Source organism: Catenulispora pinistramenti (assembly GCF_018274385.1).
GTDB classification, from domain to species: Bacteria; Actinomycetota; Actinomycetes; order Streptomycetales; family Catenulisporaceae; genus Catenulispora; species Catenulispora pinistramenti.
The window spans coordinates 1-18,787 of sequence record NZ_JAAFYZ010000215.1; the positions used below are offsets into that span (position 1 = coordinate 1).

20 protein-coding genes are annotated in these 18,787 nt (G+C 70.9%); 15 read left to right on the forward strand and 5 right to left on the reverse strand.

Going from position 1 to position 18,787, the window contains the following annotated elements:
• Window positions 1-46 precede the first annotated feature (46 nt).
• The 7 genes from KGQ19_RS38960 to KGQ19_RS38990 all read left to right on the forward strand — a co-directional run bounded on the left by KGQ19_RS38960 (window position 47) and on the right by KGQ19_RS38990 (window position 7,064).
• Window positions 47-2,719: a glutaminase domain-containing protein gene (locus KGQ19_RS38960; protein ID WP_212018839.1), complete on the forward strand. Its 2,673-nt coding sequence runs from the start codon at window positions 47-49 to the stop codon at window positions 2,717-2,719.
• Between the two features lie 155 nt (window positions 2,720-2,874).
• Complete coding sequence (locus KGQ19_RS38965) at window positions 2,875-3,741, forward strand: LLM class F420-dependent oxidoreductase (protein WP_212018841.1); 867 nt, start codon at window positions 2,875-2,877, stop codon at window positions 3,739-3,741.
• A 65-nt stretch (window positions 3,742-3,806) separates the two neighbouring features.
• Complete coding sequence (locus KGQ19_RS38970) at window positions 3,807-4,283, forward strand: hypothetical protein (protein WP_212018843.1); 477 nt, start codon at window positions 3,807-3,809, stop codon at window positions 4,281-4,283.
• A gap of 62 nt (window positions 4,284-4,345) precedes the next feature.
• On the forward strand, window positions 4,346-5,302 hold the full coding sequence (locus tag KGQ19_RS38975; RefSeq protein WP_212018844.1) for an aldo/keto reductase: 957 nt from the start codon (window positions 4,346-4,348) through the stop codon (window positions 5,300-5,302).
• Window positions 5,303-5,314: 12 nt separating this feature from the next.
• Window positions 5,315-6,004: a TetR/AcrR family transcriptional regulator gene (locus KGQ19_RS38980; protein WP_212018846.1), complete on the forward strand. Its 690-nt coding sequence runs from the start codon at window positions 5,315-5,317 to the stop codon at window positions 6,002-6,004.
• 73 nt (window positions 6,005-6,077) lie between these two features.
• Entirely contained in the window at window positions 6,078-6,521 is a 444-nt protein-coding gene (locus KGQ19_RS38985; RefSeq protein WP_212018848.1) for a universal stress protein, read from the forward strand.
• A gap of 93 nt (window positions 6,522-6,614) precedes the next feature.
• Window positions 6,615-7,064, forward strand: coding sequence for a MarR family winged helix-turn-helix transcriptional regulator (locus KGQ19_RS38990; RefSeq protein ID WP_212018850.1), 450 nt, complete (start codon window positions 6,615-6,617; stop codon window positions 7,062-7,064).
• A 42-nt stretch (window positions 7,065-7,106) separates the two neighbouring features.
• On the opposite strand, the gene KGQ19_RS38995 is transcribed toward KGQ19_RS38990, so the two are convergent.
• Together KGQ19_RS38995 and KGQ19_RS39000 are read right to left on the reverse strand one after the other, a co-directional pair.
• Window positions 7,107-8,534, reverse strand: coding sequence for an MFS transporter (locus tag KGQ19_RS38995; protein WP_212018852.1), 1,428 nt, complete (start codon window positions 8,532-8,534; stop codon window positions 7,107-7,109).
• A gap of 217 nt (window positions 8,535-8,751) precedes the next feature.
• Window positions 8,752-9,246, reverse strand: coding sequence for an ArsI/CadI family heavy metal resistance metalloenzyme (locus tag KGQ19_RS39000; RefSeq protein WP_212018854.1), 495 nt, complete (start codon window positions 9,244-9,246; stop codon window positions 8,752-8,754).
• Window positions 9,247-9,325: 79 nt separating this feature from the next.
• On the opposite strand from KGQ19_RS39000, the gene KGQ19_RS39005 reads away from it, so the two are divergent.
• The 3 genes from KGQ19_RS39005 to KGQ19_RS39015 all read left to right on the forward strand — a co-directional run bounded on the left by KGQ19_RS39005 (window position 9,326) and on the right by KGQ19_RS39015 (window position 11,506).
• Complete coding sequence (locus KGQ19_RS39005) at window positions 9,326-9,736, forward strand: ArsR/SmtB family transcription factor (RefSeq protein ID WP_212018856.1); 411 nt, start codon at window positions 9,326-9,328, stop codon at window positions 9,734-9,736.
• Between the two features lie 16 nt (window positions 9,737-9,752).
• Window positions 9,753-10,163, forward strand: a complete 411-nt coding sequence (locus tag KGQ19_RS39010; RefSeq protein ID WP_212018858.1) for an arsenate reductase ArsC — start codon at window positions 9,753-9,755, stop codon at window positions 10,161-10,163.
• Window positions 10,164-10,405: 242 nt separating this feature from the next.
• Complete coding sequence (locus tag KGQ19_RS39015) at window positions 10,406-11,506, forward strand: ABC transporter ATP-binding protein (protein WP_212018860.1); 1,101 nt, start codon at window positions 10,406-10,408, stop codon at window positions 11,504-11,506.
• A gap of 67 nt (window positions 11,507-11,573) precedes the next feature.
• Here the strand turns inward: KGQ19_RS39015 and KGQ19_RS39020 are convergent, their stop codons facing one another.
• Window positions 11,574-11,963, reverse strand: coding sequence for a VOC family protein (locus tag KGQ19_RS39020; protein ID WP_212018862.1), 390 nt, complete (start codon window positions 11,961-11,963; stop codon window positions 11,574-11,576).
• Between the two features lie 90 nt (window positions 11,964-12,053).
• Between KGQ19_RS39020 and KGQ19_RS39025 the strand changes: the two genes are divergently transcribed.
• Window positions 12,054-12,842, forward strand: coding sequence for a TetR/AcrR family transcriptional regulator C-terminal domain-containing protein (locus KGQ19_RS39025; protein ID WP_212018864.1), 789 nt, complete (start codon window positions 12,054-12,056; stop codon window positions 12,840-12,842).
• Between the two features lie 25 nt (window positions 12,843-12,867).
• On the opposite strand, the gene KGQ19_RS39030 is transcribed toward KGQ19_RS39025, so the two are convergent.
• Entirely contained in the window at window positions 12,868-13,797 is a 930-nt protein-coding gene (locus tag KGQ19_RS39030; RefSeq protein ID WP_307856641.1) for an aldo/keto reductase, read from the reverse strand.
• A 202-nt stretch (window positions 13,798-13,999) separates the two neighbouring features.
• Here KGQ19_RS39030 and KGQ19_RS39035 point away from each other — a divergent pair, with 202 nt between their 5' ends.
• On the forward strand, window positions 14,000-14,752 hold the full coding sequence (locus KGQ19_RS39035; protein WP_212018866.1) for an SDR family NAD(P)-dependent oxidoreductase: 753 nt from the start codon (window positions 14,000-14,002) through the stop codon (window positions 14,750-14,752).
• Window positions 14,753-14,965: 213 nt separating this feature from the next.
• On the opposite strand, the gene KGQ19_RS39040 is transcribed toward KGQ19_RS39035, so the two are convergent.
• A complete protein-coding gene (locus KGQ19_RS39040; RefSeq protein WP_212018868.1) occupies window positions 14,966-15,868 on the reverse strand; it encodes a LysR family transcriptional regulator in 903 nt (300 codons plus the stop codon).
• A 385-nt stretch (window positions 15,869-16,253) separates the two neighbouring features.
• Between KGQ19_RS39040 and KGQ19_RS39045 the strand changes: the two genes are divergently transcribed.
• The 3 genes from KGQ19_RS39045 to KGQ19_RS39055 all read left to right on the forward strand — a co-directional run.
• Window positions 16,254-16,967: a hypothetical protein gene (locus KGQ19_RS39045; protein ID WP_212018871.1), complete on the forward strand. Its 714-nt coding sequence runs from the start codon at window positions 16,254-16,256 to the stop codon at window positions 16,965-16,967.
• A gap of 176 nt (window positions 16,968-17,143) precedes the next feature.
• Complete coding sequence (locus KGQ19_RS39050; RefSeq protein WP_212018873.1) at window positions 17,144-17,686, forward strand: hypothetical protein; 543 nt, start codon at window positions 17,144-17,146, stop codon at window positions 17,684-17,686.
• A 17-nt stretch (window positions 17,687-17,703) separates the two neighbouring features.
• A partial coding sequence (locus KGQ19_RS39055; protein ID WP_212018875.1) for a copper resistance CopC family protein occupies window positions 17,704-18,787 on the forward strand: 1,084 nt, incomplete at its 3' end.

Sequence of the window (18,787 nt, forward strand, 5' to 3'; positions counted from 1 at the left end):
ACCCTGACCCCCCCCCGGGCCAGCCCTCACCTGAAGGGACAGCACTGTGTCCAACCCGGCTATCGAGCCAACCCCTGCCCCAAGCACCACCGCCGAACCGGGCGGCCCCGTCGTCGGCCGCCGCGGACTGCTGCGGAACACCAGCTTGGCGGCGCTCGCCGTGGGCGGGGCGTTCGGCGGGGTCTTCGACGGCACGGCTCAGGCCACGGCGGCGACTCAGTCTGCTGCGACAACGGCGGCGACCGCGCCGGCGCCCCGCACCGCGCAGACCCGCGCGGACATCTCGTTCACCCCGCTGCGGCCGCCGGCCACACCGCTGGCCGTGCGCTCGCCGTATCTGAGCACCTGGCTGGCCGGGGACTCCCTGGTCGGGAACTGGCCGTCGTTCTGGAACGGGCACATAACGGCGCTGTGCGGGATCGCGCGCATCGACGGCACGGCCTACCTGTTCGCCGGCGCGCCGGCGTCCAGCGTGGTGGCGAACAGCATGACCCAGACCTCGGTACAGGTGACGGCGACCCGCTCGATCTTCACCTTCACCGCCGCCGGGGTGACGCTGACCGCGACCTTCTTCTCGCCGGTCGAGCCGACCAACTTGCAGCGGCAGAGTGTGCCTCTGTCCTACGTGACGGTGCAGGCGGCGAGCGCCGACGGCGGTTCGCACACCGTCAATGTGCACTTGGACGTGTCGGCGGAGTGGGCGCACGGCGATGTGACGCAGCAGGTGACCTGGGCCCAGCAGCAGACCGGCGCGGGCAGCGTCATCATGGGCTTCACGCCGAACACGCCGACGGTGTTCGGCGAGCACGGCGACCAGGCTTCGTGGGGCACGTCGGTGCTGGCGTCGTCGGCTGCCAGCAGCCTGACCTGGCAGCTGGGGCAGGACATCGTGGTGCGCGGCGCCTCGGTGTCGCAGGGGACCCTGCCGGACACGGTGGACCAGAACCAGCCCCGGGCCATCAACGACAACTGGCCGGTGGCCGGGTTGAACCGGAATCTGGGGACGGTGACTTCGGCCAGTCCTTCGGCGGTATTCGTGGCGGCGGTCGGGCACGTCCGCACGCCGGCGCTCACGTATCTGGGTGCTGATCTGCCGCCGTGGTGGTCGACGTACTGGGGCAGCTGGGAGGCGATGGTCGACTGGTTCCTGGCCGACTATCCCGCGGCGCTGGCCGCGGCCCAGTCGCTGGAAGCGCAGATCGAGTCCACCGCTTCGGCGGCCGTGGGCGGCGGGTCGGTCGGCGCCGACTACGCGGCGTTGTGCGCGCTGGCGGCACGGCAGGTCATCGGCGGGACCGAGTTGGTCAGCAGGAACGGGTCGCCGTGGGCGTTCCTGAAGGAGATCTCCTCCGACGGCAACGTCTCCACGGTCGACGTGATCTACCCGGCGTTCCCCGGGCTGCTGTTCCTGGACCCGTCCTACCTACAGCTTCTGCTGGAGCCGATCCTCGACTACAGCGAGAGCGGGCAATGGCCGAAAACGTTTGCGGTGCACGACCTCGGCAGCAGCTATCCGAACGCCGGCGGGCACAACGACGGCAACGAGGAGGACATGCCGGTCGAGGAGTCCGCGAACATGCTGATCATGATCGCGGCGCTGCTGCAACGGATTCCCGCGGCCTCGGCGACGGCGTTCGCGCAGCAGCACTACACGATCCTGAAGCAGTGGGGCGACTACCTGGTCAGCAACGCACTGGACCCGGCGAACCAGAACCAGACCGACGACTTCACCGGCCCGATCGCGCACTCGGTGAACCTGGCGCTCAAGGGGCAGGTGGCGATCGGGGCGATGAGCGTCATCTCCTCGATCGCCGGGTCGGCGTACGCGGCGGATCAGGCCTCGTACTACTCCATCGCGCGCAGCTACATCAGCCAATGGGTGAGCAAGGGCGAGGACCCGTCGGGGCCGTACCTGGACCTGGCCTACGGCTCGCCGACCACGTGGTCGCTGAAGTACAACGGGTTCCCGGACAAGCTGCTCGGGCTGAACCTGGTGCCGACCGGGATCAAGAACCAGGAGGCCGGCTGGTACCAGTCCAACGCCGGCGCCTACGGCGTGATCCTGGACCCGCGGCACAACTACACCAAGGCCGACTGGGAGATCTTCACCGCGGCGTTCCTGTCCGACCAGCCGGTCCGCGACACCCTGATCCAGGGGGTGTACGGGTTCGCGAACAGCACCGGCAACCGGGTGCCGTTCTCCGACTGGTACGACGTCACCTCGGCCGCGCAGCAGGGCTTCCAGAACCGGCCGGTGGTCGGCGCGATGTTCGCCCCGGCGCTGACCGTCACCGCCGACCGCACCCGGTGGTACAAGGTCCAGAACCAGAACTCCGGCAAGGTGCTGGCGGTCTCGGGGATGTCGCTGGCCGACGTCACGAACGTGACGCAGTGGACTGACAACGGGACCCCCGACCACCTGTGGGCGATCGTGCCGAACCCGGACGGGACGGTGCGGATCGTGAACCGGAACAGCGGCAAGGTGCTCGCGGTGCACAACCAGGACACCTCGCCGGGGGCGTTCGTGCAGCAGTTCATGGACAACGGGACGCCGGACCACCTGTGGCAGATCGTCGACGCCGGGAACGGCTGGTCGAAGATCTTCAACGTGCACAGCGGGTTGCTGATGGCGGTCAGCGGAGCCTCCACCGCGGACGGCGCGCAGGTGACGCAGTGGAATGACAACGGGACCACCGATCACTTGTGGCGTCTGGTGTAGCAGCTGGTATTGCAGCTCGCACTGGGTCCCCTGTGGCGTTCGCGCCGCGGGGGACCCGCTGTCGTGAGGGCGCCATGCGCCGGCGGCATGAGCCCCATGCCGAACGCTCGCTTGTCGTCGATCCGGCGGGCTCCTAACGTCGGACTGTGATCGATATGACACCTGTGGTGGGGGTTTTCGGCATCGGGATGGGGCCGTGCGCGACGGCCGCCGGCCTGCGGGACGTCGGGACGCTGGCTGAGGAACTGGGCTATGAGTCCGTGTGGGCGCCGGAGCACACGGTGCTGCCGAGCCCGCGGCGCTCGCCCTCGCCGCTGGACCCGGACCATCCGATCCTCGACCCGCTGATCGCGCTGGCGCTGGTGGCGGGGGTGACGCGCCGGGTGCGGCTGGGGACCGGGGTGCTGATCCTGCCGCAGCACAATCCGGTGCGGCTGGCCAAGGCGGTGGCCTCGCTCGACGTGGTCAGCGACGGCCGGGCCGTCCTCGGCCTCGGCGTGGGATATCTGGAGCCTGAGATGGAGGCGATGGGCGTCTCGCCGCGCGGTCGAGGCGCCCGGTCGGACGAGTTCATCGAGGCGATGCAGGCCCTGTGGTACGACAAGGCGCCGGCGATGGACGGGCGGCACGTCTCGTTCTCGCAGGTCGACGCCCACCCCCGACCGGTTCAGGCACGCGTGCCGCTGGTGGTCGGCGGCCGGACGGAGGCGGCGTTCCGGCGGGCCGTGCGGTACGGCTCCGGGTGGTACGGGTTCGCGCTGGATCGGGCAGCCGTCCAGACATGTATCAGCGCTCTGCGGACAGCGGCCGAGGCCGCGGGCCGCGATCTCAGTGAGCTGACGATCACCGTCACGCCGAACGAGACCCTGACGCCGGAGGTGGTCGCCGACTACGCCCAGCTGGGTGTGCACCGGCTCGCGGTCATGCGTCCCGGCTCTCGGGACCGGGTGGTGGGCTGGAGCGAGTTCGAGGAGTTCGTGCGGGCGAACGCTCCACGGGAAATCGGGGCGACCGCGGCGTAGAGGGAACCAGGCCCGGACTCGCGCCGTCCAAATCAATGACGGTACAAGCGAGAAAGGTGACCGGAATGAAGAGAACTCGAGTAGTCATCATCGGCGGCAGTGCCGCTGTCGTCGTCCTGGCCGCCGGCAGCGCTGTCGCGGCCACCCAGCTGGGCGGCCACAACGCTCAGACAGCACTGCCCAAGGCGAGCTGCGGATCGGCCATCACACGCGCGGTCACCGCCGACACGTCGGTGACCTCCGCCGATCCCGGCGCGCTGACCTGCTTCCAGGCGGCGGCGCGCACGTGCTCGCCGGCGGCCGTGCAGGTCTCCCAGCGGGGCATCGATGCCGGGCGGACCTACGTCTTCCAGATCAAGTCCGGCGGGGCGACGTGCCAGGTGGACGAGCTGAGCCAGGGCTACCTGGAACCCGACAAGCCGGGGCAGGTGCAGTCCGTGACCTGTGACCGGGCCGGCGTCACCACCGAGGGCGTCACCCTCACCTGCGGCGGGCAGACCGTGCTGATCCCCTCGACCACCGGGCCGGTGCACCCGTTGTGACGGCCTAAACGAAACTAGGCGTATCGTTTCCATGAACAGAGCCCCCGGAAGACGGAGGAATCATGGGAACCACACAACTGCCCACCGTCCCGCTCGGCGGTACCGGCCTGGGCATCACCCGCGTCGGCTTCGGCGCGTGGGCGATCGGCGGCGGCGACTGGGAGTTCGGCTGGGGACCGCAGCAGGACCACGCTTCGATCGGGGCGATCCACCGGGCGCTGGAACTCGGCGTGAACTGGATCGACACCGCCGCCGCGTACGGCTTCGGGCACTCCGAGACCGTGGTCGGACGCGCATTGCAGGGCCTGCACGAGCGTCCGTACATCTTCACGAAGAACTCGCTGCTGGACGACGGCACCGGCCACGTCCGGCACAGCCTCAAGCGCGACTCGATCCTGCGCGAAGCCGAGGCCAGCCTGAAGCGGCTCGGCGGCGAGGCCATCGACCTCTACCAGATCCACTGGCCGAACCCCGAGCCCGACATCGAACAGGGCTGGGCCGCGATGGTCGAGCTCAAGGAACAGGGGCTGGTCCGGCACATCGGCGTCTCGAACTTCACGGTGGAGCAGATCCGGCGGTTGCAGGCGATCGCGCCGGTGGAGACGCTCCAGCCGCCGTACTCGCTGCTGGAGCGCGAGGTCGAAGCGGAGATCCTGCCGGCGGCGAAGCAGGACGGCATCGGCGTCATCGTCTACTCCCCCATGGGCTCGGGGCTGCTGACCGGCGCCATGACCCGGGAGCGGATCGAGGCGATGCCGGACAACGACTGGCGCAAGAGCGACGACTGGTTCACCGAGCCGCAGCTGACCCGGAACCTCGCGCTGGCCGACCGGCTGCGCGCGGTCGGGGAACGGCACGGCATGTCGGCCGGGGCGGTCGCGGTGGCGTGGACCCTGCGCAACCCCGCGGTCAGCGGCGCGATCGCCGGCTTCCGGCGGGCCGACCAGGTCGACCCGATCATCGACGCGGTCCATCTGACGCTGACCGAGGCGGACCTGGCCGAGATCGCCGCCGATTAGGACGTGGACGCGATGGGTGAACCGGCCGCGAAGACGGCCAACGCCCCGGCCGGCACCGCGGCCGACGTTCCAGCCGACGCGCCGGCCGACGCCCCCGCCGATGCCCCGCAACGGGGTCGGCCGCGCAGCCACCGGGCGCACCAGGCGATCCTGGCCGCCGCCTCAGACCTGCTGCTGAACCGCGGCCTGTCGGCGGTGAGCATGGACGTGGTCGCCGAACGCGCCGGCGTCAGCAAGGCCACCATCTACCGGTGGTGGCCGACCAAGGAGAGTCTGGCGCTGGAGGCGTTGTTCAGCGAGTGGAGCGCGGTGCAGCCCGCGGTCCGGGACACCGGTTCGCTGCGCGACGATCTGGTGTCGTTGATCCGGCCGTGGGCCCGGCTGGTCGGCTCGCGGCCGTACGGCGCGGTCATCGCGCAGCTGATCGCGGCGGCCCAGGCCGACCCGGCGTTCGCCGCCGAGTACCGGCGGCGGTTCGTCGAGCCGCGGCGGGAGGCGGCGCGGGCGGCGTTGCAGCGCGCCGAGGAGCGCGGCGAGATCCCCGCCGACGTCCGGATCGAGGTGGCGCTCGATCTGATCTACGGGCCGATCTACCACCGGCTGCTGCACGGGCACGAGGCGGTGACCGACCGGTTCGTGAAGGAGGCGATCGACATGGCGCTGAACGGGATCCGCGGCCGGAGCGGACCGGCCACCGCCTGACCAAAGCGGCCGTTCGATCCGTATGCTCTAGAGGGGAACGCCCACACGTCCTCCACATGCCGGGAGCCGCACAATGTTCGAACTGGGTACGGACGGGCCGCTCGTGATCATGGCCGGCATCGACGGCTCCGAGAGCTCCGTCCGCGCCGCCGCCTACGCCGCCGGCCTGGCCCGACGCCAGGGTTCCAAGCTGGCGCTCGTCTACATCCAGCCCTATCCGGCCAGCGTCTCCCCCTCGGCCGCCTCCGAGATGATCGCCGCCGGCCGCACCACCGCCGAGGATCTGCGCCAGCAGATGGAGGACGCGGCCGCTCGGCTGCCGGAGGGCCACCGCGCCCGCTGGGAGTTCTACACCGGCGAGGGCGACCCGTTCCATTCCTTGTGCGAGTTCGCCAACAAGCTGCGGGCGGACGCGGTGGTGATCGGGGCCTCGCAGAAGGCCGGACACCGCATCGTCGGCTCGGTGGCGATCCGCTTGGTGAAGGCGGGCAAGTGGCCGGTGACGGTGGTTCCGTAACCGGACTGGTTGGGCTGGCTGGTTGAGCTGGCTGGTTGAGCTGACCGGCCTACCTACCGGACCGGCCACTGCCGCCCCCCGTAAACTGGCCCGATGAACAGCGAACCGCCTCCGCCCGAGGGCACCGCCCTCGGACTGATGCGGGCCATGACGCGCCTGCGGGCCCGCCTGCGCTTCGAGGCCCCGATCGGCGACCTCCCGGTGACCTGGTCGCACCTGACCGTCCTGCACCGCATCGTGGAGCAGGGCCAGGCCACCGCGACGGAACTGGCGCACGCCGAGCACGTCCGCCGCCAGTCGATGGCCGAGACCCTCAACGGACTGCGCAGCACCGGTCTGATCACCGACGGCCGGGACCCCAACGACGGCCGCAAGGTACTGGTCAGCGCCACCGAAGCCGGCCGCGCGGTGGTCGAGCGCAGCGAAGCCACGCGCGAGGCGTGGCTGTCGAAGGCGATCTCGGGGACGGTGACGGCCGAGGAACGCAGGGTGCTGGATCAGGCGGCGGCGATCATGGATCGGTTGGCGGACGCCGAGGTTTAGGCGGCCGGTACGCCGCCGGGCAGCGGACCGGCCAGGGCGCGCTCACGGCTCCTGCGAGCGGTCGGCGCGCGCCAGTTGCCGGTCCAGCGCCGTCATCACCAGGACGATGGCGGCGATCAGGACCAGGATCCACGCGATGTGGTGCAGGCCCGGGTCGGCGACGTGGGTGTGGAAGGCGACGCCGGTGATGGCCGCGGAGGCGATGGAGCCCAGGTAGCCGAAGGTGCGTAGCAGGCCGGAGGCGGTTCCCACGCTTGCCGCCGGGGCTTCGCGGTACAGGACGGTCTGGTTGGCGACCGTGCCGGCGCCGGAGGTGAGGCCGAACACCGCGCTCACGGCCAGCACCACGGGCATCGGGGTGGACGTCCCGATGAAGAGCATTGCGACGGCGCCGACGACGAGCAGGACCGCGCTGGCGAGCAGCGGCATGCGGACCTTCGAGCGGCGGGCGATGGCGCGGGCTGTGACCGCGCTGAGGACGCCCATCGGCAGGAGCGCCAGGCCTGATTGGTAGGCGGACAGGCCGCGTGCGGCTTCGAGCCACTGGGTGAGTCCGTAGAGGATCACATAGGTGCCCAGGAGTGTCAGACCATTGCGTATGTAGGTGCGGGTCAGAGCTTTGTTGGACGCCAGCAGGCGGACGTCGAGGAACGGCTGCGCGGCGCGTAGTTCCCAGGCGACCAGGGCCACGGCAAGGACGATGGATATCCCCAGGGCCGGCCAGCCCAGGCGTGGCAGGGTATTGAGGAACACGACGAGCGCGGTGAGCGAGCCGCCGAACCCGAGCATGCCGACCAGGTCGATGCGGGCGGCCAGCGCGCGCAACGAGCCGACGCGGGCGCGGGCGGGGTCGGACGGAATGCCGACGAGCGTCAGCACGAGCGCGACCGCCGCGAAGGGGATGTTGATCCAGAACGCGGTGCGCCAGCCGAGCCAGCCGACCAGCAGGCCGCCGAGCGCGGGGCCCACCGCGACGGTCGCGGCACCGGCGACGGCGAGGCCGCCCAACACTCCCAGCGGCGGCGACTGGAGCCCGGCTTCGTGCGCGCGGCGGCGGATCAGCAACATCGCGGACGGGTAGCCGGCCGACGTACCGGCGCCGATCAGGACCCGGGCGACGATCAGGCCCGGCAGCGAGGTGGCCAGCAGGCCGACGACACCGGCGGCCAGGACGAGCGTGATGCCGCCGAGGAACACGCGGCGCGGGCCGAACTCCTCGGCGAGCCGGCCGGCCGCCGGCTGGGCCAGCGCGCTGGTGAGGTAGAGGCTGGAGATCAGGATCGCGGTCGAGCCGACGCCGATGTGCAGCGCGGCGGCCAGGGCGACCAGCGCGGTCGCGATGATCGAGCTGTTGATGGGGTTGAGGGCGGAGCCGAGGTACAGCGGCGCGACGAAGCGCGGGGCGTATGGGTCGCGCGGGACGTCTGGTGCTACGTCGTGGCTCGGACGGAGGTTGTCAGTAACGGACATGGTTGCTTCCCAACTGCGGGACAGATGCGCAGGCTACCTGTCAATAATAGCAGGAAGCCTGCGCATCTCGGAATGCCGCAGGTGGGTGCGCGGTTTCGGGTGCGCTGCCGGGGTCCGCGGCCGGCGGTCCGCGCCTGGGCATGGGAGGCGATTCCCAGGCCTTGCCCGCTGGGAAGTCGGCGTCGGCGATGGAACCGCGATCACCGCCGGTCGGGCATCACGCCTGGGGCGCCCGGCGTGCGGCCGCGACCTCGACTTCGACTTCGACGTCGGCTACTTGCGGGACGGCGCACTCGCCCTCCGGCGTGCAGCAGCCATCGGGCATCGCGGTCTGCCCTTCGAGCTGGGCGTCGGCCAGAACGGTGTACACCTCCCACCGCTCCTGCCCCGGCCCGGTCGCCCAGACCTTGTCCTGCACCGCGTAGCAGCAGGTCGTGGCGTCCTCCACCGCGGTCGGCAGGCCCTCGCCGGCCAGCCGCGAGGTGGCCGCGGCGACCTGCGCGGTGTCCTCGACCTCCACCCCGAGGTGGTCCAGCCGGGTCGGCACGTCGCCGGTGCCCTCGATCAGCACCAGCTTGAGCGGCGGCTCGGCGATCGCGAAGTTGGCGTAGCCGGGACGGCGCTTGGCGGGCTCGGCGCCGAAGAGCTTGCTGTAGAAGGCGATCGAGCCTTCCAAGTCGGTGACACGCAGGGCGAGTTGGACGCGGGACATGGCGGGCCTCCTGGCTGAATAGACGGATGTCTATGCAGCCAAGGTTGCCTCCTGTATCGATGACTGTCAACATAGACGTATGTCGAAGAAGGAGCTGCCAGTTCTCCAGCCGGCGCAGAGCGCTCCGGGCCTGCCCGGCGTGCTGTGCTGCACCCCGCTGGCCCGCGAACCACTCGGCGAAGCGGACGCGACGGACCTGGCGAAGGTCTTCAAAGCGCTCGCCGATCCGGTACGGCTCCGCCTGTTCTCGCTGATCGCCTCGTTCGAGGGCGGCCAGGCCTGCGTCTGCGACCTGACCGGGGAGTTCGACGTGTCGCAGCCGACCATCTCGCACCATCTCAAGGTGCTGCGAGACGCCGGCCTCGTGGGCTCCGAACGGCGCGGGACGTGGGTCTACTACTGGGTGCTGCCGGAGATGCTGGGACGGCTGTCGGGGTTGCTGGCACCGGTCGAGGTCGGGGCCGAGGCCAGAGCCGGGGCTTTGGCGTGAGGGGGGTGAGCGCCGCATGACCGGCAAGCCCAGCGTCCTGTTCGTCTGCGTCCACAACGCCGGCCGCTCGCAGATGGCCGCCGGCTTCCTCACCCATCTCTCGGGCGATCGCGTCACGGTGCGCTCGGCGGGGTCGGCGCCGGCCGGCAGCGTGAATCCGGCGGTCGTGGCGGCGATGGCCGAGGTCGGGATCGATCTATCGGCGGAAACGCCGAAGGTGCTGACCGATGAGGCGGCGCTGGCCGCCGATGTCATCGTGACCATGGGCTGCGGTGACGCGTGCCCGGTCTATCCGGGCAAGCGGCATCTCGACTGGGAGCTGCCGGATCCCGCCGGGCAAGGCGTCGCGGCGGTGCGGCCGATTCGCGATGACATCGAGCAGCGGGTGCGGGGGCTCATCAGCGAACTGCTCGGCCCGGCGGGATAGCTCGGAGCGGCGAACACGGCGCGGACGCGCGGCGAACACGGCCGCTCGCAGCGATAGCGCTTTAGTCTGCGCCACCGCCTTCGGCCTGGCGTGACGCAATCAACACAACATCTGCACTTCCCACATCGCGATCCCGGAGTACCGTCGTCACAACAACGGTCCGCGCCTCCTCGGAGCGCGGCGCCGTCCCTCAGACTCGGATCGTCCGGCACGTTCCTGCCGGTCAGAAGGGGAAGGTTGACATGGCTGGTGTCGTCTATCAGGACGCGTCCTGCGTCTATCCCGGGGCCGATTCGCCCGCGGTCGACAAACTGAACCTCGACATCGCGGACGGAGAGTTCCTGGTTCTGGTCGGCCCGTCCGGTTCCGGCAAGTCCACCGCGCTGCGCATGCTGGCCGGCCTGGAGGAAGTGTCCTCCGGCGGCATCTTCATCGGCGATCGTGATGTCACGCACCTTCCGCCGAAGGACCGGGACATCGCGATGGTGTTCCAGAACTACGCGCTCTACCCGCACATGACCGTGGCCGAGAACATGGGCTTCGCGTTGAAGATCGCGAAGGTCGACAAGGCCACCATCAGCAGGCGGGTCGAGGAGGCGGCGAAGCTGCTGGAGCTCACCGAGTACCTGGGCCGCAAGCCCAAGGCGCTGTCCGGTGGCCAGCGTCAGCGTGTCGCGATGGGCCGCGCGATCGTCCGGGAACCGCAGGTGTTCCTCATGGACGAGCCGCTGTCGAACCTGGACGCCAAGCTGCGTGTGCAGACCCGTACCCAGATCGCCTCGCTCCAGCGCCGCCTCGGGACCACCACCGTCTACGTCACCCACGACCAGGTCGAGGCCATGACCATGGGCGACCGGGTCGCCGTCATCAAGGACGGTCTCCTGCAGCAGTGCGACACCCCGCGCGGCATGTATGAGAAGCCTGCGAACGTGTTCGTGGCCGGCTTCATCGGCTCCCCGGCGATGAACCTCGTCGAGGTCCCGATCGTCGACGGCGGCGTGCAGCTGGACGGCCTGGTCGTCCCGGTGTCGCGCGAGGCCCTGTCGCAGGCCACTGCCGGCGGTGCCAGCAGCCTGACGATCGGCATCCGCCCCGAGTCGTTCGACCTGGTCGGCGACCCCGAGGGCGCGATCGCGATGGAAGTGCACCTGGTCGAGGAGCTGGGCGCTGACGCCTTCGCCTACACCAACGCGCACGTCGGCGACCGCGACGTCGACATGATCCTGCGGGTCGACGCCCGCGCCGTCCCGTTGAAGGGCGACACCCTCTACGCCAAGCCGCACGGCCACGAGACGCACCTGTTCTCATCCAGCACCGGCGAGCGGCTGGAGATCCAGGACTGATCTGCTAAACGCGGACCACGAAAGCCGGGCGGCCCGACCGCCCGGCTTTCGCGTTGTCAAGGACCGGTCACACGGCGGCGACGGCGTTCCAGTCGACCAGCTGCACGATCACCCCGTTGGGATCGCGCACCTGGAAAGCCCGCTCGCCCCACTCCTCTGAGGTGAGCGGCATGGTGATGGCGACGCCTTCGTTCTCCAGCCGGGCCAGCTCGCCCTCCAGGTCGTCGACCGTGAAGGCGAGGATCAGGCCGTCGGCGTGGTCGTCGCGCTGATCGGCCGGCAGCGTCGGCATGCCGGTACGCAGGTAGACGACGTGCATGCCGACGTCGTCGCGGGTCAGGGAGGCGAAGCCGTCGGCGGCCATCTCCTCGCGGAAGCCGAAGTGGTCGATGAGGAATCGGGTGGAGGCGGGGACGTCTGCGACGTTCAGGGATACGGCGCTCGCGGTGATGCGCATAGCTCCTCCAGGGTGTTGCCGGGCTGACAGTTAATACTGTACGTCGTACAGTGTACAAGGTACAACTCACGATGCGGGAGGATTGTTCCCGTGCCGACGGAACGAACCAGTGCCGGTGACCCGGCCCACACCTTGCGGCTGCTCTGGCGCGCCGCCGAGGACCCCGCCACGCCGCCCGCCCCGCGCCGCGGACCGCGGCGGGCGCTCAGCGTGGACGCGGTGCTCGCCGCCGCGACCGCGCTCGCCGACGCCGAGGGGCTGGAGGCGGTGACGATACGGCGGGTCGCGCAGGAACTCGGCGTGGTGCCGATGTCGCTGTACACGTACGTGCCGGGCAAGGCCGAGTTGTTGGACCTGATGATGGACGCCGCGTACGCCGAGATGCCGCGCCCGGACACCGCCGGCGAGCCGTGGCGTACGCGGGTGAAGGCGGTCGCCGAGGAGAACCGCGCGTTGTTCGAGGCGCATCCGTGGGCGGCGGAAGTCTCGACGGCTCGGCCGCCGCTGGGCCCGGGGCTGATGGCCAAGTACGAGCACGAACTCACCGCGTTCGAGGACACCGGGCTCGGCGACGTGGAGACGGACGACTGCCTGACGCACCTGCTCGGATTCGTGCAGGGCTGGGCCCGCAGCGCCGCGGACACGCGCGCCGCGCAGACCGAGAGTGCGATGAGCGACCGGCAGTGGTGGCAGGCGAACGCGCCGTTGCTGGAGAAGGTGTTCGACGCCGAGAAGTACCCGAACGCTGTCCGCGTCGGGTCAGCCGCCGGGGAGGCGCATGGCGCGGCTTATGACGCGGACCATGCGTACGAGTTCGGGCTGGAGCGGGTGCTGGATTCTTTCGAGACGTTGGTCGCGGGGCGGCGGCGGGCCCGCTGATCCGGGCGCGCCGCCGCAGAGGTGGTCAGTCTCCGGACACCAGCAGGTCAAGCTCCTGAGACGTCAGACGGATCGCCCCGGCGGCGATGTTCGCCTCCAGGTGTGCCAGATCTCCGGTGCCGGGGATCGCGAGGACATGCGGGCCCTGCGACAGGGTCCAGGCGAGGCGGATCTGCTGCGGGGTGACGCCGTGGGCTTCGGCGACCTTCAGGACGCGGGCCTCTTCCGAGATCTCCTCGGGGGCCGGGGCACCGGAGCGGGCGCCGGCGATGGCGAAGAAGGGCACGAACGCGATCCCCAGTTCCCCGCAGGCGTTCATGACGTCGACCGACTCGGTGTCGTCGAGCCCGAACTTGTTCTCCACGGACACCACCGGCGCGACCTCGCGCGCCTCGGCGAGCTGCGCGGTCGAGATGCCGGACACCCCGAGGTCGCGGATCAGCCCTTCCTCGCGGAGCTCGGCCAGCGCGCCGAAGTGCTCGGCGATCGAGTCGTACCGCATGTTCCGCAGGTAGACCAGGTCCAGGTGGTCGCGGCCGAGTTCGCGCAGGTTCTGCTCGACGTCGCCGCGCAGGTCCTCCGGCTTCGCCGCCGCCTCCCAGCCGCCGGCCCGGTCCCGGCGCGGGCCGACCTTGGTGGCGATCAGGACGTGGTCGGCGTCGGCACCGAGCGGGGCCAGCGCGGCGTTGATGATCTCGTTGGCCGAGCGCAGGGCGGAGAAGTAGAACGCCGCGGTGTCGATGTGGTTCACGCCGAGCTCGACGGCGCGGCGGACGACGGCGATCGACGTGGCGCGGTCGCGGGGCGTGCCGTTGTGGAAGGCGCCGGTGCCGGTGACGCGCATGGCGCCGAAGCCGAGGCGGTTCACGGTGCGGTCGCCGAGCTGCCAGGTTCCGGCGGCGTCGGCGTTCGGTGTGTCGGACGGGTTCGGGGAGGTGTGCTGAGCGGAAGTCACAGTGACTCCTATCAGATCGCGGCGGCACACGTAAAGATCTTGGATGTCCGAGCGATTCTGAGCGCCTCTGAGCGCCTCTGAGCGCGGCCAGAATCTGGGCCGATATCGCCTATAAGGAATGCCTGTGGCCACTACGGAAGTACCGGACGGCGCCCGCGGTTCGATGAAGCGTCACCAACGGACTTCAGGAAAGGCAATTCCCATGACTGCATTCTCCCTGGACGGAAACGTGGCTCTGGTCACCGGCGCTACCAGCGGCATCGGGGCCGCGATCGCGACGGCGCTGGCCGAGCAGGGGGCACACGTGCTCGTCGCGGGACGCGACGGCAAGCGCGGCGAAAGCGTCGTCACCGGCATTCGGGAAAAGGGCGGGAAGGCGGACTTCATCTCCGCGGATCTGAGCGACGCGGCGGCGGTGCGGCGGCTGGCGCGCGAGGCCGTCGAGGCCGGCGGCGGGCGAGTCGACATCCTGGTGAACAACGCCGGGGCCTACCCGTTCGGGCCGACCGCGGAGATGACCGAGGAGCAGTTCGACAAGCTCTACGCGCTGAACGTGAAGGCGAAGTTCTTCCTGGTGGCGGAGCTGGCACCGGCGATGGCCGCACGCGGCAAGGGCGCGATCGTCAACATCAGCACCCAGGTCGCCGCCTACGGCGCGGCGGGCATGGCACTGTACGGTTCGAGCCTGGCGGCGGTGAACCTGCTGACGAAGGCGTGGGCCGCCGAGTACGGCCCGAGCGGCGTGCGGGTCAACGCGGTGGGCGTCGGCCCGACCCGCACCGAGGGGACCGTCGCGATGGGCGAGGGACTGGACCAGCTCGCCGCGCAGGCGCCGGCCGGACGTCCGGCCGCGCCGGAGGAGATCGCCGCGGCGGTGGTGTATCTGGCCGGGGACGGCGCCAGCTTCGTGCAGGGGGTGCTGCTGCCGGTGGACGGCGGTCGGACCGCGGTCTGAGTAAGGATGTTGCGACCAGTCCGGCTAGCCAGCCCAGGCGTGTGCGGGTCGGCCGGACCGCGAGCCTAGGCAGGCGGTCGTGGTCGGGTCGCGGGTCGCGGTGCGGGTTGCCGGTGGGTCGCGGGTCGAAGTGCCGGTCGCGGGTCGCCGGTCGCGGGTGCCGGTCGCGGGTGCCGGTCGCGCAAGGCTGGCGCGTCAACTCAGGCAACTGATTCAGCCTGCTGATCCGTCCCGATCGAACGCGGCGATCAGCAGCCCCACATCCCGGCGCCGCGAGTCGGCGGGCCAGACCGCCCAGGTGCGGCGCACCAGCGGATGGCCCGCCAGCGGTTGCCAGAGCACGCCGTCGGGCAGCGGCTGCGACCAGTCCGGCGGGGCCAGCGCGAAAGCCTTCCCCGCCGTCACCGCTGCCAGCTTGACCTCGGCGATGAGCCGTTGCCCCGGCGGGGCGTCGGCACCGGGGGCCAGGCCGTGGCTGCGCAGGATCGCGGTGACCTCGTCGTGCCAGGCCGGGCTGTCGGCGCGCGGGAACGCCAGCCAGTCCAGGCCGCCGAGCGCGTCGAGCGGGACGCCGTCGGGCCCGGCGAGGTCGGCGGCCTGGTCGGCGGCCAGCAGCACGCCGAGCCGTTCGCGGGTCACCGGTACCGCGTCGAGGCCGGGCCCGATCGGACGTTCGCGGAGCAGGCCGACGTCCAACTCCCCCGCCCGCAGCACGGCGATCTGCTCGGCGGTGGACAGGTGCCGCGCCCGCACCCGGGTGTGCGGGCACGACTCGGCGAGTTCGGCCAGCGCCGGTGCGAGCACCGCTGCGGGGAACTCCAGCGGGATGCCCAGACGCAGCACGCCGCCGTCTCCCGCGGTGAACCGGGCCATGGCCCGCAGCGCCTGCTCGTGCCGGGCCAACACGGCGCGCGCCTCGGTGAGCAGCAGGCCGCCGGCTTCGGTGACCTTCACGCCGGTGCTGCTGCGCTCCAGCAACGGCACCCGCAGTTCGCGTTCCAGGCTGGCGATCGTCTGCGACAGGGCCGGCTGGCTCACGTGCAGCCGCCGGGCCGCCGCCGACAGGCTCCCGGCTTCGACGACCGCCACGAAGCCCTGCATCTGACGCAACTCCATCGGGCCATCCTGTCACGCGCTCCCCTTGCGAAGCCCTGGCGTGCCCCTTTTCTTCGGCGGGCCGGCACGGGTCTAGACCTAATGGACTAGACCAAGGCACCGAAAAGCCTTGACTCGGCCAACAGGCGGCAGTAGACCTTTCATGACGCAACGTTATCCGCATCACAAAACCCTTATATGCGGATCTTCACCACATCACCTCTCCCGTGACGTGCGGCCGACAGCGGCGCCGATTTCCCTCAGTACGCGGCGCCGGCGTAGGGCGTGGGAGCCATGCCACCGGCACCACCCCGATCCCCGGCATGCCGGCCGGGGACCGTCCTGACGAGCTCTCGGCGCTCATCCCAGAGCGCGCAGAGCTCTTCGCTGGAGAAAGGACACCCGCATGCAACGCATCTCCACCAAACGGGGCCTGGCAGCGGGCCTGGCCACGGCCGCGGTCGCGGCCGGGATCGCCGCGCTGGGCAGCGGCGGCAGCGCCGCGGCCGACAGCACCGCGACCTCCGCGGTCTCCGCCGGGCCGGCCAGCTACACCCAGGCCGTGCCGACCGGCGCGCCGTCGGACTACAGCTCATCGCTGGAACGCTGCGCCACCGGCGTGAACCACCCGATCAGCGGCGCCAACCCGATCCTCAGTGAGCCGCTGACCACCGCGTTCGCCAGCAACGTGGGGCTGTCCGAGGCGGTGTCGTACAGCGGCGACCAGTACTACGGGGACTGGACGTTCACGTTCACCAACACCTCCTCCGAGACGCTGGCCACCGACTGCGCGGTGCTGATCTGGCGCGCGCCGTCGAGCTCGGACGACCACTCGTACACGGCGTCGCAGGCGTACGGGCACCCGCAGCAGGACTATCTGGAGGTGCCGCGCGGCGACGGGACGTCGTTCTACATCGCCCGCCTGGGCTTCCACGATGTCTCGCTGGCCCAGCGCCAGGTCGCGCCCGGGCAGACGTTCACCTACACCTGGGGCGGCGCGCCGAGCACGGCGATCACCAACGACCAGATCCGCGACTCGCTGCGCTTCACCGCGGACCTGAACCTGAGCGCCAACCAGAGCATGATCCTGCACTACGGCACCAACCGGCTCACGAACTGAGCCCCCGGCGGGGCGGCGGTCGCGGGATCTGAGCCGCCGCCCCGTTCCGCAGTCGCTCGGGGGCGACGGAGAGCGGCGGCGGGGTTCGCCGGCCGTCAACCCCGCCGCCGCTTTCGTGTTTTGTCTTGGGTCTTGGGTCTTGGGTCTTGGGCTATCGCCGGTTCCTGGGAGGGACGATGGGCGCTGCACGCCTCAGGTTGCGCGGCCGGGCCGCCGGGTGGTGGTTGCTGCTGGCGGTGGTGGTCGCGGTGATCGCGGTCAACGGGGTGCTGGCGGGGTGGTCGCGCGGGTCGACGTCGCACGGTTCTGGATCGCAGGGTTCTGGGTCACACGGCGGAAAGCCTTCGGGGCCGTCGATGGTCCAGGCCCGATCGGTGGCCACGGAGGAGTTGGGGCTGTGGTCCGGCGGCGGGTGGGCGCAGGCGTGGGCCCTGTGGTCGGCGGCGGGGCAGGCGGCGCTGAGCGAGGCGGACTACGTGCGGCTGAACACGCAGTGCCGGCCGGCGCTGGGCGAGCCGTACGTCATCGACGCGGCGACGGATGTGGACGCGACGAACGTGAGCGTGACCTGGCATCAGGGCTCGATGACCGGCGGCGGCGCGGTGGTCTTCGAGAGCGGGAAGTGGAAGTACCAGCCGGACGCGCAGACGCTGGCCGCGTACCGCGGCGGCGTCGCGCAGGCGGTGGCCGAACGGAAGGCGGCAGGCGAGTGTCACTGACGCGGCGAGTTCTGACGGTGTGCGCAGCGACGATCGCGGCGCTGGTGGTGCTGGCCGGACCGGCCTCGGCCCACGCGGAGTTGGTGGCGTCGAACCCATCGCGGGGTGCTGTGGTGCGGAGCGAGCCGACGCAGGTGACGCTGCGGTTCTCGGAGGACATCGTGCTGCGGCTGAGCGCGGTGAAGGTGATCGGCCCGGACGGCCGCCGCCTGGACACCGGGACACCGCACGCGGGCCCGTCCGGCGCCGGCAGCATGGCGGTGGACCTGGCGCCCGAGGCCCGGCACGGCACCTTCGTGCTGGTGTGGCAGGCGACGGCCGCCGACGACGGCCACGCGAGCTCGGGCCAGGTGCAGTTCTCGGTCGGGGCGCCGAGCGCGGCGGTGAGCGTCGCAGGGCTCGGGCACAACCGGCTGACGAGCGCGGTGTACGACGCCGGGCAGTGGGTCGGCTTCGCGGGGCTGGCAATGGTCGGCGGGATCGCGGCGCTGTATACGTATCGGCGGCGGGGGCGGCCGGGGGGCGACGGATCGCCGATCGGGCAGCAGGCGCCGGGTATCGACATCGACCGCGCTGAAACCGCAGCCACAGCCGCAGCCGCAGCTGTAATCACAGCCGTAGTCACAGCTGCTGAACTGGATACCGCCGAATCGCGCGCTGAGCTCCGGTCGGAGGACACCGCCGCGATCGCGACCGCCGCAGCCGCCGAACCTGAGCCTCAGCCCGCGACCTCAGACCCAGACCCAGACCCAGCCCCAGCCCCAGCCTCAATCCCCACCTGGCCCGCCGCCCTCGGCTGGTCCCTCCTCCTCATCGGCACCCTGATCCAGGTCACCGCCTACGCCCCCGCGGCTCGCGGCCTCCCCCTCACCCACCTCCTCGACCGCTCCCTGCTCTCCGTGACGCTCGGCACGCGCGAGGGCCACGCATTCATGGCGCGCCTCATCGTGCTGGCCGTGGCGGCTGTGGTGGGCGATGCGGTGTTGCGCCGCGCCACGGGGCCCGGGCTGCCGCTGGCCTTCACCCTCGCGGTGGCCGCGACGTGGGGCGCCACCGGGCATGCGGCGACCGGGGGCGGGGCCGGGGTGGCGATGGTCGCGT

What these genes read in the sequence shown, in the direction of transcription:
- KGQ19_RS39045 (WP_212018871.1), top strand. Translation starts at nt 16,254, where the DNA reads ATGCAACGCATCTCCACCAAACGGGGCCTGGCAGCGGGCCTGGCCACG.
- KGQ19_RS38995 (WP_212018852.1), bottom strand. Translation starts at nt 8,534, where the DNA reads ATGTCCGTTACTGACAACCTCCGTCCGAGCCACGACGTAGCACCAGAC.
- KGQ19_RS38975 (WP_212018844.1), top strand. Translation starts at nt 4,346, where the DNA reads ATGGGAACCACACAACTGCCCACCGTCCCGCTCGGCGGTACCGGCCTG.
- KGQ19_RS39005 (WP_212018856.1), top strand. Translation starts at nt 9,326, where the DNA reads ATGTCGAAGAAGGAGCTGCCAGTTCTCCAGCCGGCGCAGAGCGCTCCG.
- KGQ19_RS39035 (WP_212018866.1), top strand. Translation starts at nt 14,000, where the DNA reads ATGACTGCATTCTCCCTGGACGGAAACGTGGCTCTGGTCACCGGCGCT.
- KGQ19_RS39050 (WP_212018873.1), top strand. Translation starts at nt 17,144, where the DNA reads ATGGGCGCTGCACGCCTCAGGTTGCGCGGCCGGGCCGCCGGGTGGTGG.
- KGQ19_RS38980 (WP_212018846.1), top strand. Translation starts at nt 5,315, where the DNA reads ATGGGTGAACCGGCCGCGAAGACGGCCAACGCCCCGGCCGGCACCGCG.
- KGQ19_RS38965 (WP_212018841.1), top strand. Translation starts at nt 2,875, where the DNA reads ATGACACCTGTGGTGGGGGTTTTCGGCATCGGGATGGGGCCGTGCGCG.
- KGQ19_RS39000 (WP_212018854.1), bottom strand. Translation starts at nt 9,246, where the DNA reads ATGTCCCGCGTCCAACTCGCCCTGCGTGTCACCGACTTGGAAGGCTCG.
- KGQ19_RS38990 (WP_212018850.1), top strand. Translation starts at nt 6,615, where the DNA reads ATGAACAGCGAACCGCCTCCGCCCGAGGGCACCGCCCTCGGACTGATG.
- KGQ19_RS38970 (WP_212018843.1), top strand. Translation starts at nt 3,807, where the DNA reads ATGAAGAGAACTCGAGTAGTCATCATCGGCGGCAGTGCCGCTGTCGTC.
- KGQ19_RS39015 (WP_212018860.1), top strand. Translation starts at nt 10,406, where the DNA reads ATGGCTGGTGTCGTCTATCAGGACGCGTCCTGCGTCTATCCCGGGGCC.
- KGQ19_RS39020 (WP_212018862.1), bottom strand. Translation starts at nt 11,963, where the DNA reads ATGCGCATCACCGCGAGCGCCGTATCCCTGAACGTCGCAGACGTCCCC.
- KGQ19_RS38985 (WP_212018848.1), top strand. Translation starts at nt 6,078, where the DNA reads ATGTTCGAACTGGGTACGGACGGGCCGCTCGTGATCATGGCCGGCATC.
- KGQ19_RS39010 (WP_212018858.1), top strand. Translation starts at nt 9,753, where the DNA reads ATGACCGGCAAGCCCAGCGTCCTGTTCGTCTGCGTCCACAACGCCGGC.
- KGQ19_RS39040 (WP_212018868.1), bottom strand. Translation starts at nt 15,868, where the DNA reads ATGGAGTTGCGTCAGATGCAGGGCTTCGTGGCGGTCGTCGAAGCCGGG.